Here is a 12099-nt window from a genome sequence, read left to right as displayed (position 1 = left end):
ACTAGTTATCCATGTAATATTCCTGATGACTACAAACAGGGGATGAACAATGAAAATCGTGTGCGTTGGGGGCGGGCCGGCCGGCCTGTATTTCGCGCTGCTGATGAAAAAGCAGGACCCGGCACACGACATCACGGTCATCGAGCGCAACCGCCCGTATGACACATTCGGCTGGGGCGTGGTGTTCTCGGACCAGACGCTGGGCAACCTGGTTGCCGCCGACGAGCCCACCGCGCGCTCGATCCTGCAGTCGTTCAATCACTGGGACGACATCGACGTGCACTTCAAGGGCAGCACCGTGACTTCCGGCGGCCACGGCTTTTGCGGGATCGGGCGCAAGCGCCTGTTGAACATCCTGCAGCAGCGCTGCGAAGAACTGGGCGTGCAGCTCGTGTTCGAGACCGATGTGCAGGACGACCAGGCCATCGCCACGCAGTACGACGCGGACCTGGTGATCGCCAGCGACGGCATCAACAGCCGCATTCGCAACCGCTACGCCGCCACCTACCAGCCCGACGTGGACGCTCGCCACTGCCGCTTTGTCTGGCTCGGCACAAAGAAGAAGTTCGACGCCTTTACCTTTGCCTTTGAAGAGACGCCGCACGGCTGGTTCCAGGCGCACGCTTACCAGTACGACGGCGACACGTCCACCTTCATCGTGGAGACGCCCGAGGAAGTCTGGCGCGCGGCAGGACTGGACGAGATGGAGCAGCCGCAGGCCATCGCCTTTTGCGAACGGCTGTTTGCGCGCTACCTCGACGGGCAGCCGCTGATGGCCAACGCATCGCACCTGCGCGGTTCGGCCATGTGGATCCGCTTTCCGCGCATTGCCTGCCGCGCGTGGGTGCACTGGAACAGCATCGGCGGGCGCCGCGTGCCGTTCGTGCTGATGGGCGATGCGGCGCACACCGCGCACTTTTCGATCGGGTCGGGCACCAAGCTCGCGCTGGAAGACGCGATCGAACTGGCGCGCTGCTTTGGCCGCGGCGGTGCGCTGGACGAGGTGCTGGCCGCCTACCAGCAGGCGCGCGCGGTCGAGGTGCTCAAGCTGCAAAGCGCGGCCCGCAATTCGATGGAGTGGTTCGAGAACGTGCGCCGCTACACGGCCATGGAAGCGGAGCAGTTTGCATATTCGCTGCTCACGCGCAGCCAGCGCCTGTCGCACGAGAACCTGCGCCTGCGCGACCCGGCCTACGTCGAACGCGTGGAGCAATGGATCGCCGCGCGCGCCTACGCCCAGGCCGGCCTGCCGGTGCCGGCGACCAGCCGCAGCATCCCGCCCATGCTCACCCCGTTCAAGGTGCGCGGCGTGGTGCTCAAGAACCGCATCGTGGTCTCGCCCATGGCGCAGTACTCGGCCGAAGGCGGGCTGGTGGGCGACTACCACCTGATGCACCTGGGCGCACGCGCGTTCGGCGGCGCGGCGCTGGTGATGGCCGAGATGACCTGCGTCTCGGCCGACGCGCGCATCACGCCTGGCTGCCCGGGCATGTACACGCGCGAGCACACGGCGGCGTGGAAACGCATCGTCGATTACGTCCATGCCAACACCGATGCCGCGATCGGCATCCAGCTCGGCCATGCCGGCGCCAAGGGATCGACCCGCCGCGCGTGGGACGGCATCGACCAGCCGCTGGAAGCGGACAACTGGCCGCTGGTATCGGCATCGAGCCAGCAGTACATCGAGGGCGTGTCGCAGGTCGCGCGCGAGGCGAGCCTGGAGGACATGGAGCGTATCAAGGCCGACTTCGTGCGCGCGGCGCGGGCGGCGGCCGAGGCGGGCTTCGACTGGCTGGAGCTGCACTGCGCCCACGGCTACCTGCTGTCGAGCTTCATTTCGCCGCTCACCAACCGGCGGGTCGACGCCTACGGCGGCTCGCTCGAGAACCGCTGCCGCTATCCGCTCGAAGTGTTCGCCGCGGTGCGCGCCGCGTGGCCGCAGCACCTGCCGATCAGCGTGCGCGTCTCGGCGCACGACTGGGTTGACGGCGGCATCACCCCAAGCGACGCGGTCGAGGTGGCGCGGCTGTTCAAGCAGGCCGGGGCCGACCTGATCGACTGTTCGTCCGGCCAGGTGTCCAAGCAGGAGAAGCCGGTGTACGGACGCATGTTCCAGACCCCGTTCGCCGACCGCATCCGCAACGAGGCCGGCATCCCGACCATTGCGGTGGGCGCGATCTACGAGGCGGACCACGCCAACGGCATCATCGCCTCTGGCCGCGCCGACCTGTGCGCGGTGGCGCGCCCGCACCTGGCCAACCCGGCCTGGACCTTGACCGAGAGCGCGCGCATCGGCTATACCGACTTGCCCTGGCCGAAGCAGTACCGCGCGGCCAAGCTGCAGCTCGAACGCAACCTCGAACGCGAACGCCAGCTGGCCGCCGCGAACAGCGGCTTGAGTCCGCAGCAGATCGCGGCGCGGCTGCTCGAGGGATGATTATCTGACAGGAGACCACATGCGATACCTTGCAGGCGAACCGCACGAGCTGCCCGGCAACCGCACCAACCTGGGCGGCTACCACGCCCGCCACTTCCTCTTCACCGTCGCGGCCGGCGTGGCCACGCTGACCCTGAACCGGCCCGAGCGCAAGAATCCGCTCACCTTCGAATCCTATACCGAGCTGCGCGACCTGTTCCGCGAGCTTGCCTACGCCGACGACGTCAAGGCCGTGGTGCTGGCCGGCGCGGACGGGAACTTCTGCTCGGGCGGCGACGTGCACGAAATTATCGGCACGTTGACGAAGCTCGACATGCCGGGCCTGCTCGCGTTCACGCGCCTGACCGGCGACGTGGTCAAGGCCATGCGCGCCTGTCCGCAGCCGGTCATTGCCGCCATCGACGGCGTGTGCGCGGGCGCGGGCGCCATGCTGGCGCTGGGTTCGGACATCCGCTTTGGCACCGCGCGCAGCAAGACCGCCTTCCTGTTCACCCGCGTGGGCCTGGCCGGTTGCGACATGGGCGCGTGCGCGCTGCTGCCGCGCGTGATCGGGCAGGGCCGCGCTTCCGAATTGCTGTACACCGGGCGCAGCATGGGCGGCGAGGAGGGCGAGCGCTGGGGCTTCTTCAACCGCCTGTGCGCGCCGGACACCTTGCTGGCCGACGCGCAGGGCTTTGCGGCTTCGCTCGCCGCCGGTCCCACGTTCGCGCATGGGATGACCAAGAAGATGCTGCAGCAGGAATGGAACATGGGCGTGGACGAGGCCATCGAGGCCGAGGCGCAGGCGCAGGCGATCTGCATGGCGACCAACGACTTCCACCGCGCCTACCACGCATTCGTGGCAAAGGAAAAACCGCAATTCGAGGGCGACTGATGGCCGATACCGCCTACCTCAACTGGCCCTTCCTGGAGCCGCACCATGCCGCGCTGGCGCGCGAGCTGGACGCCTGGGCCGCGGCGAACGTGACGGGACACCACGGGGCCAGCGTGGACGATACTTGCCGTGCGCTGGTGCGCAGCCTTGGCCAGGCCGGCTGGCTGCGCCATGCGGTGGGCGGCACGCGCTACGGCGGCGTGGGCGAAGCGATCGACACGCGCGCCATCTGCCTGTTGCGCGAGACGTTGGCCCGCCACAGCGGTCTTGCTGACTTCGCGTTCGCGATGCAGGGGCTGGGCAGCGGGGCGATCTCGCTGTTCGGCACCGACGAGCAGAAGCAGGCCTACCTGCCGCGCGTGGCGGCCGGCGAGGCGATCGCCGCGTTCGCGCTGTCCGAGCCCGAAGCCGGCTCGGACGTGGCCGCGATGCAGTGCGCAGCACGGCGCGATGGCGACGACTACGTGCTCGACGGCGAGAAGACGTGGATTTCCAACGGCGGCATCGCCGATTTCTATGTCGTCTTTGCCCGCACCGGCGAGCAGCCCGGCGCGCGCGGTATCTCGGCCTTCATCGTCGACGCGGGCATGGCCGGCTTTGCGATTGCCGAGCGCATCGACGTGATCGCGCCGCACCCGCTGGCACGCCTGCGCTTTGACGGCTGCCGCGTGCCGGTGAGCCGCCTGATCGGCGCGCCAGGGCAGGGCTTCAAGGTCGCCATGGCCACGCTCGACGTGTTCCGCACCTCGGTTGCGGCGGCGGCGCTCGGTTTTGCTCGGCGCGCGCTGGACGAAGCGCTGGCCCGCGCCGCCTCGCGCAAGATGTTCGGCAAGACGCTAGCCGACTTCCAGCTCACGCAGGCCAAGCTGGCGCAGATGGCGACCGGCGTGGATGCGGCCGCGCTCCTGACCTACCGCGCGGCCTGGCTGCGCGACCAGGGCCGGCGTGTGACCAAGGAAGCGGCAATGGCCAAGCTGACCGCGACCGAGACTGCGCAGCAGGTCATCGACAGCGCGCTCCAGATGTTCGGCGGGCTGGGCGTGGTGAGCGGGCAGCCGGTCGAGAGCCTGTACCGCGAAATCCGCGCGCTGCGCATTTACGAAGGCGCGAGCGAAGTGCAGCAGCTGATCATCGCGCGCGAGCTGCTGGGCGAACGCGGCATCAAACCAAGCTAAGGAAAGGCGACAGATGGAGATCCTGAACCCGGCCGGATGGCCGCGCCCGAAGGGCTATTCGAACGGCGTGGCCGCGCGCGGGCGCGTGGTGTGCGTGAGCGGCATGGTGGGCTGGGACGCGCAGGGCCAGTTCCACACCGACGACTTCGTGGCCCAGTGCCGCCAGGCGCTCGAGAATATCGTGGCCGTGCTGCGCGAGGCGGGCGCTGGGCCGCAGCACATCGTGCGCATGACCTGGTACGTGCTGGACAAGCGCGAGTACCTGGACGCCGGCGCGGCGCTGGGCGCGGCCTACCGCGACGTCATCGGCCGCCACTATCCGGCGATGAGCGCGGTGCAGGTGTCGGCGCTGATGGAGGACCGGGCGCGCGTGGAGATCGAAGCGACCGCAGTCGTCCCCGACTGAGCGCCGCCGGGGCGCCGATTCTGGTAGGGTTGGCCCCATCGTCAAGGATGGAGCGGCCATGAACACCCAGATCGTACGCATATTCGACAATTACGACGCGGCCCAGCGCGCGCGCGCCGAGCTGATTGCGTCCGGCTTTGCCGGCGAGCGCGTGCAGCTCAAGGTCAAGGAGGACGAGGCGGGGCCGGCAAAGTCCAACTTCACGGTCGGGAACGACCCGAACGTGGTGGGCGGGCAGGCCTACAGCCGCACCTATGCGCCCACCAGCCAGGTGGAGTACTTCATGATGACCGTGCTCGCCAACGACCCCGGCGAGGCCGAGGGCGCCGCGTCGATCATGGCGCGCCACGGCGCCACCAGCGGCGACCCAGCGCAGCAGCCGCCGCGCCGGTAGGGCGGCAAATGCTGACGTAGGGTGGGCAGCTCCGCTGCCCACGCGTTCAAGCGCCGCTCGCCCGCCGACACTACTTACGAGTTCAAACGCTGCCTGGACGCGTGGGCAGCGCAGCTGCCCACCCTACGAAACCCGCAACTTAGCTCCAGCTCAGGTCCACCTTACTCAACGGCAGCTCCCGCACCCGTTTGCCCGTCGCCGCGAAAATCGCATTGCACACGGCCGGAGCCAGCGGCGGCAAGGCCGGCTCGCCCAGCCCGGTCACCGGATAGTCCGTCTTGAGGAAGTGCACGTCGATCTGCGGTGGCGTCTCGGCCATACGCAGCAGCTTGTACTCGTGGAAATTGCTCTGCACCACGCGTCCATTCTCGATATTCAGCTCGGGGTACATCAGCGTGGACAACCCGTCGATGACCGAGCCCTGCACCTGGTTCTCCGCGCCGGACAGGTTGACGATCTGGGCGCCGATGTCGGTCACCACGACCACGCGGTCCACCTTGAGCTTGCCCTCGCGCGAGACCGTGACCTCGGCCACTTCCGCGATGTAGCCGCGATGGCTGAAGTGGAAGGCAATGCCCTGGCCCTGGCCGCGCGGGAACTTGCGCTTGCCCCAGCCCGACTTCTCGGCCACCTCTTGCAGCACATGCTTCATGCGCGCCACGTTGTAGGGCACGCCGCGCTCGCCGGTGCCCGGCACGATGTCCTTGTCGCCCAGCAGTTCAAGGCGGAACTCGAGCGGATCGCGGCCCGCCGCGTGGGCCAGTTCGTCGATAAAGCTATGGAACACCCACGCGAACACGTTGCTGCCCGGTGCGCGCCACGGCCCCATCGGGATGCTGCATTCCAGCGCCGTCTGCTCCAGCAGGCAGTTGGCCACCCAGCGGCCCGGGAACTCGTCGCCCGACAGGCTGCCGCCGCTGCCCGGCTGCAGCACGCTCTTGCCTTCACGCTCGACACGGTTGGCAAAGGTGACGAAATGGTTGTGCCATCCGACCAGCTTGCCCTGCGCATCGATGCCGCCGCGCAGGAAGTGGAAACCGCCGGCGCGGAAATGGTCATGCTGCAGGTCATCCTCGCGTGTCCAGGTCAGCTTGACCGGCGCGCCGACCTTCTGCGCAACCGCCACGGCTTCGACGATGAAGTCCGAGCTCAGGCGACGGCCGAAACCGCCGCCGCTGCGGGTGATGTGCAGTGTGATGTTGTCCTTGGGGATGCCGAAGGTGCTGGCGACCAGCGCCTGGCCCGCCCCCGGGTTCTGCGTCGGCGCCCACAGTTCCACCGTGCCGCTGGCCGGCTTGAACCAGGCGGTGCAGTTCTGCGGCTCCATGCTGGCGTGCGAGATGAACGGGTAGCGGTAGGCTGCTTCCACTTGTTTGGCGGCGCCGGCGATCGCATTTTTCGCGTCGCCATCCTGGCGCAGCATGGTCGTGCCCGGCTGCTTGGCCGCGGCTTGCGCTGCGGCCGCAAAGCCGGCCCAGCTGTGCGCGGCGCTCGCGCCTTCGTCCCACTCCACCTTGAGCTGCTTGCGCGCGCGGAAGGCTGCCCAAGTCGAGGTCGCGACGATCGCCACGCCCGGCACCAGGCCGTTCAGGTTGCTGGTGCCCTCGACGATGAAGGCGTCCTTCACGCCCGGCATCGCCTTGATCTCGGCCACGTTGAAGCTCTTCGGCTTGCCGCCAAACACCGGGCACTTCGCGTACACCGCGTACAGCATGCCGGGCAGTTGCACGTCGATGCCGAACAGCGGCTTGCCGGTGACCACGGCCAGGTTGTCCACCCCGCCAATGCGCGTGCCCAGCAGCTTGTAGTCGGCAGGGTTCTTGACCTTGACCTGCGCCGCGTCCGGCACCGGTAGCTTGGCCGCGGTGGCGACCAGTTTGCCGTAGGGCAGGCGCCGGCCGCTGGCCGCATGCACGACGGCGCCGTTCTCGGCGTGGCAGTCGGCGGGCGACACATTCCACGCCTGCGCCGCCGCCTGGACCAGGATCGTGCGCGCGGTGGCGCCCAGCTTGTGGAAGGGTTCGTAGTTGGTCGGCGTGGAGGTCGAGCCGCCCGCGCCCTGGCTGCCGTAGGCCGGGTTCAGGTCGCCCTGGACAATGTGCACGTCGCGCCATGGCACTTCCAGTTCCTCGGCCAGCACCATCGGCAGCGAGGTCTTGATGCCCTGGCCGATTTCCGGCTGCTTGGACACCAGCGTCACCTTGCCGGTGCTGTCGATACGGATGAAGGCGTTCGGCGCGAATTCCTCGGGCCTGGCGCTCACCGCAGCCAGTACGCCATCGGCATACATGCCAATCACGAGTGCGCTGCCGCCAAGCGCGCTCTGGCGCAAGAAGTTGCGGCGCGACGGGGAGGGGGGAAGCGTGGTCGTCATTTCTTGCCCTTTCCGTTGGCGGCGATCTCGGCGGCACGGTGGATGCCGGCGCGGATGCGGGTATAGGTCGCGCAGCGGCACAGGTTGCCGTCCATCGCGCTGTCGATCTGGGCGTCGGTCGGCTGCGGATGCTGCTTGAGCAGGGCGCTGGCGGTCATGATCTGGCCCGCCTGGCAGTAGCCGCACTGCGGCACGTCCAGTTCCTGCCACGCTTGCTGCAGCGGGTGCATCGCATGCGGGTCAAGGCCTTCGATGGTCGTGATCTTCTTGTTGCCCACGCTGGACACCGGCGTCAGGCACGAGCGGGCAGGCTCACCGTCCAGATGCACAGTGCAGGCGCCGCATTGTCCAACGCCGCAGCCATACTTGGTGCCGACCAGGCCCAGTGCATCGCGCAATGCCCACAGCAGCGGGGTGTCCGGTTCCACGTCAACGGCGCGCAGCTTGCCGTTGATGTTCAGCTTGTATTTACTCATGATTGACCTTGCCCGAGGATAACTGCGCACATGCTAACGAAATCGTGGCTGGGTGGCTAGATGCATGTAACGGATCGCGAAATATTGCCCGACAGTCTTTGTATTGCCGGGCCTCATTGAGCCAAACGAGGAACCGGGCTTGAGCGTTGATGCCGATCAATCCATGGTCAAGTTTGCTGAACTAGAGACCCGCATGCTTCTACCCTTGAGCAGGTAGCCAGAGCTACGGCGCGTTCCGGCCCGCGCTTTTAACCGCCGGTGCACAACTTAAATCGGGAGGCCCCAATGAAATCGCATGCGCTCGCTTCCGTACCAGCGCTCGCCCTGTTGATGGCCGGCGCGCCGCTTGCCCACGCGCAGGACAACATGGTCAGCATCACCAACAACGACGCCAGGGCAGCAGCGGCCTACTGGACCCCGGAGCGGTTCAAGGCCGCCAAGCCGATGCCGATGCCGCACGCCGCGCCCAACGCAACGGTGCGCGAGGAACCGGCCGGGGCACCGGCTGGCAAGGTCGAAGCCAGCGACGGCCGCGCTCCCGCCGAGAACCTGCGCGCGTCGCCCCAGCGCCTGTTCAAGCCCGATATGGCGCCGGGCCGCAGCAATGGCGAGGTGATGACGCCGGGCGCCGTCGGCACTTTCGGCGCGCACTACACGAGCACGCGCGTGTTCCCCATGTTCACCGGCACGGCCTCGCCGTTCTCGGCCGACCGCGCCTACCCGTACATCACGGTCGGCAAGCTGTTCTTCTCGATCAATAACGAACCCTACGTCTGCTCGGCCTCCGTCATCCAGCACCGCATCGTCGCCACCGCCGGCCACTGCGTGCACAGCGGCACCTCGCAGGGCTTCCACAGCAACTGGGTGTTCGTCCCGGCCTTCCGCGACGGCACCGCGCCGCTCCTGGTCTGGAACTGGCGCGCGGCGATCGTGACCGGCACCTGGGCCACGGGCGGCGGCACCGTGCCCAATGCCGCCGACTATGCCATGATCGAGTTCGGCGACCAGAACGTGAACGGGCGCACCTTCGCCCTGGGCGACGTGACCGGCTGGCTCGGCTGGCAAACGCTCAGCCTGTCGGCCAACCACACGTCCAAGCTCGGCTACCCCTGCAACCTGGACAGCTGCCAGAAGATGCAGGACGTCACCAGCGGCGCCTTCCGCAACACGGCGCCCAACAACGTCGAGTACGGATCGGACGCGCTGGGCGGCTCCAGCGGCGGACCGTGGGTGCAGAACTTCCAGATCCTGCAGACGGGCGGCGGCACCGGCTCGAACACCGGCTCCAACCGGGTCGTGGGCGTGACCTCGTACATCTACGTCCCATCCGACCCGAAAGTGCAGGGGGCCTCGATCCCCGACGGCCGCTGGGTGAGCATCTTCAGCACCCTGTGCTCCCGCGTCCCCGGCAACTGCCTGTAAGCCCGATACGGCGTCCCGGCGCGAGCCGGGACCCATGCCGGGCTCGCCGCCTGTCGATTGCTTTGTAATAATGGCATCAGTGCCGTACTATTACGAAGCATCATTTCCTGGCGGAGAGACGGATGGGCGACTTCATCAACACGGCTGTCAACTGGATCGGCAACCTGCTCGGGCCGAACCCCGACTGGAAGCAGGCGCTGTTGACGGCGATGACGCCCGTCTTCATCGTCGCTTTCATCATCGAGCTTGTGCGCGCGGGGCGTCGCCGCCAGCTGGGGCAATTCCACTGGAAGGAAATCGGGGCCAACATTGCGCTGGGCGCCGGCTACCAGGTGATGGAGGCGCTGGCCTGGATCGTGGCAGGCGGCGCCACCTTCGCGTGGTTTTACCAGTACCGGCTATTCGACATCCCGGTCAACGCCTGGACGGTGATACCGATCTTCGTGCTTGTCGAATTCTGCTATTACTGGTTCCACCGCTGTTCGCACCGGGTGCGCTGGTGGTGGGCGGCGCACGTGCCGCACCACAGCGGCGAGACCATGAACTTCACCACCGCCATGCGCCAGAGCGTGCTCAATGCGGTGGTCGGGATCTTTGTGTTCTACCTGCCGCCGGTGCTGCTGGGCGTGCCGCCGGCGGTGGTGATGCTCATGCTCGCGATCGACCTGAGTTACCAGTATTTCGTGCATACCGAGTCCATCGACAAGCTGCCGGCGTGGTTCGAGTACGTGTTCGACACGCCGTCGAACCACCGCGTGCACCATGGGCGCAACCCGCAGTACATCGACAAGAACTATGGCGGGGTGCTGATCATTTTCGACCGCATGTTCGGTACCTACGAGCCGGAGGTGGAAAAGGTCGAATACGGGATTCCGCGCCAGATACGCTCGTATAACTTCTTCGTGCTGAACTTCCACGAGTTCGTGGACATGCTGCGCGACGTGCTCGCGCCAGGGCCGCTGTGGCAGCGACTGAAGCATTTGTGGATGCCGCCGGACTGGAAGCGGCCGGGGCATGAGCCGGTGCATACGTGGACGGTGGAGCGCAAGGAGGCGCCGGCGGACGGCGCGGGCGAGGCGCCGGTGGCCAGGCAGGCGTGATTTGAACGCGTGGGCACGAGTGCCCACCCTACGTGTCGCACAGTCAGTAGGGTGGGCACTTGTGCCCACGCGTTCAACCAGCGCTGGCCGGCCTCAAACGCCTTCCGGATACGTCTCCGGCGGCTCGCCGGTATGCCACCCACTCGTGGGATCGAGTGGCTGCACGGCCGTGGTGGTATCGATGTGGATCACCGCATCGAACTGGCGCGGCATCTCGGCCGAAAAATAGTGGCTCTGGCGTTCGGTGCGCGGCAGGTAAATGACGCCGATCGCGCGCTCCAGCCGGCTTTTCATCAACGCGTCGCGCGCGCGGCCGGGCGTTCTCAGCGGCAAATAAAAGCGCGGCAAGCCCACCCGGTGCAGCACTTCCTCGTAACTGTCCGGCATGCCCGGGCGCACGCGCTTGCGCTCGGCCGGTCCGTCCCATTCGGACGCGGCGGTCACCCAGCCGTCGTAGGTCGAAAAGCCGATCAGCCGCGCGTCGTCGCCGTAGGCCTTGCGCGCCAGCTCGCCCACGTTCCATTCGCCCGCATCGCCCATTTCGGTGGCGCGCGCGTCGCCGATGTGCGAGTTGTGCTCCCACACCACGATCTTGGCCTGCTGGCCGCCGCGCGACAGGTGGCGCGACAGCGCGTCCAGCGTCTCGGCCATGTGCTTGTCGCGCAGGTTCCAGGACGAGACGCGGCCGCGGAACATGGTGCGGTAGTATTCCTCGGCGTTCTTGACCAGCCGGGCGTTCTGCTGGGCATAGAAGAACGCGTCCTCGGCATGGCCGCCGTCGGCCTGCACGTAGTCGAATGCGCGCTGCTGGAGTTCCTGCAGCTGCGCGATCACCCCCTGTTCGCACGATTCCGACATGCCGATGCCGGTGGCGTAGCCGTAGTGCTGGCTGTCCTCGAAGTAGTGGTCGAAGCAGCCGTAGCGCTTGCGCGCCTGCCCCGCGGCGTTGGGATCGACCTTTTCCAGGTAGCGCAGCACTTCCTGGATCGAGGTGAACATGCTGTACAGGTCCAGCCCGTAGAAGCCGACGCGCTGGCTGGGATCGCGCAGCGCATTGTGCCCGCGCAGCCACTCGATGAAATCGGCCACGTCGGTGTTGCGCCACATCCAGCTCGGGAAGCGCTGGAACCCGCCCAGAGACTGCACGGCGTCGGCGTCCTTCACGTCGCCGCGCACGTAGCAGTTGGCGCGGTAGGCGTCCGGCCAGTCGGCCTCGACCGCGACCGCGTTGAAGCCCTTGTCCCGGATCAGCCGCTCGGTGATGCGCGCGCGTTCTTCGTAGAACTCGTGCGTGCCGTGGGTGGCTTCTCCCAGCAGCACGTAGTGGGCGTCGCCCACCAGGTCGAGCAGGGCGTCGTAGTCGGCGTGCGCGCCCGTCAGCGGCTGCGCCGCCGATGCGATGGCGGCCGTGAGGCTTGCGGTTGCGGTCGTCATGGTGCGC

At 67.4% G+C, this 12099-nt stretch carries 10 protein-coding genes; 7 read left to right on the top strand and 3 right to left on the bottom strand.

Features of this window, described 5'->3' with window-relative positions:
• Window positions 1–49 precede the first annotated feature (49 nt).
• The 5 genes from NX774_RS01895 to NX774_RS01875 are packed head-to-tail and all read left to right on the top strand — an operon-like array spanning window position 50 to window position 5286.
• A complete protein-coding gene (locus NX774_RS01895; protein ID WP_258820455.1) occupies window positions 50–2437 on the top strand; it encodes a bifunctional salicylyl-CoA 5-hydroxylase/oxidoreductase in 2388 nt (795 codons plus the stop codon).
• Window positions 2438–2456: 19 nt separating this feature from the next.
• The gene (locus NX774_RS01890; protein WP_258820454.1) at window positions 2457–3311 is read left to right on the top strand and encodes an enoyl-CoA hydratase family protein; all 855 of its coding nucleotides are present in this window, start codon (window positions 2457–2459) and stop codon (window positions 3309–3311) included.
• Window positions 3311–4486, top strand: a complete 1176-nt coding sequence (locus NX774_RS01885; protein ID WP_258820453.1) for an acyl-CoA dehydrogenase family protein — start codon at window positions 3311–3313, stop codon at window positions 4484–4486. The genes NX774_RS01890 and NX774_RS01885 overlap by 1 nt, the downstream gene beginning before the upstream one ends.
• A 13-nt stretch (window positions 4487–4499) precedes the next feature.
• A complete protein-coding gene (locus NX774_RS01880; RefSeq protein ID WP_258820452.1) occupies window positions 4500–4892 on the top strand; it encodes a RidA family protein in 393 nt (130 codons plus the stop codon).
• 58 nt (window positions 4893–4950) lie between these two features.
• Window positions 4951–5286 carry a hypothetical protein gene (locus NX774_RS01875; protein WP_258820451.1) on the top strand — a complete coding sequence of 112 codons (336 nt, stop codon included), beginning with the start codon at window positions 4951–4953 and terminating at the stop codon, window positions 5284–5286.
• A gap of 139 nt (window positions 5287–5425) precedes the next feature.
• Here the strand turns inward: NX774_RS01875 and NX774_RS01870 are convergent, their stop codons facing one another.
• Both NX774_RS01870 and NX774_RS01865 read right to left on the bottom strand, forming a co-directional pair.
• A complete protein-coding gene (locus NX774_RS01870; protein WP_258820450.1) occupies window positions 5426–7660 on the bottom strand; it encodes a xanthine dehydrogenase family protein molybdopterin-binding subunit in 2235 nt (744 codons plus the stop codon).
• Window positions 7657–8136 carry a (2Fe-2S)-binding protein gene (locus NX774_RS01865; protein WP_258820449.1) on the bottom strand — a complete coding sequence of 160 codons (480 nt, stop codon included), beginning with the start codon at window positions 8134–8136 and terminating at the stop codon, window positions 7657–7659. Before NX774_RS01865 ends, NX774_RS01870 begins: the two co-directional genes overlap by 4 nt.
• 285 nt (window positions 8137–8421) lie before the next feature.
• On the opposite strand from NX774_RS01865, the gene NX774_RS01860 reads away from it, so the two are divergent.
• Both NX774_RS01860 and NX774_RS01855 read left to right on the top strand, forming a co-directional pair.
• Entirely contained in the window at window positions 8422–9558 is a 1137-nt protein-coding gene (locus NX774_RS01860) for a trypsin-like serine peptidase (protein ID WP_258820448.1), read from the top strand.
• A 122-nt stretch (window positions 9559–9680) separates the two neighbouring features.
• Window positions 9681–10658, top strand: a complete 978-nt coding sequence (locus tag NX774_RS01855; protein ID WP_258820447.1) for a sterol desaturase family protein — start codon at window positions 9681–9683, stop codon at window positions 10656–10658.
• Window positions 10659–10751: 93 nt separating this feature from the next.
• Here the strand turns inward: NX774_RS01855 and NX774_RS01850 are convergent, their stop codons facing one another.
• A complete protein-coding gene (locus NX774_RS01850; RefSeq protein WP_258820446.1) occupies window positions 10752–12092 on the bottom strand; it encodes an erythromycin esterase family protein in 1341 nt (446 codons plus the stop codon).
• Window positions 12093–12099: the final 7 nt, after the last annotated feature.

The sequence above is a fragment of the Massilia agilis genome, assembly GCF_024756255.1.
In the GTDB taxonomy this organism is placed as follows: domain Bacteria; phylum Pseudomonadota; class Gammaproteobacteria; order Burkholderiales; family Burkholderiaceae_D; genus Telluria; species Telluria agilis.
The sequence above is the reverse complement of the archived record's forward strand: the minus strand, read 5'-3'. Positions and strand labels throughout refer to the sequence as shown.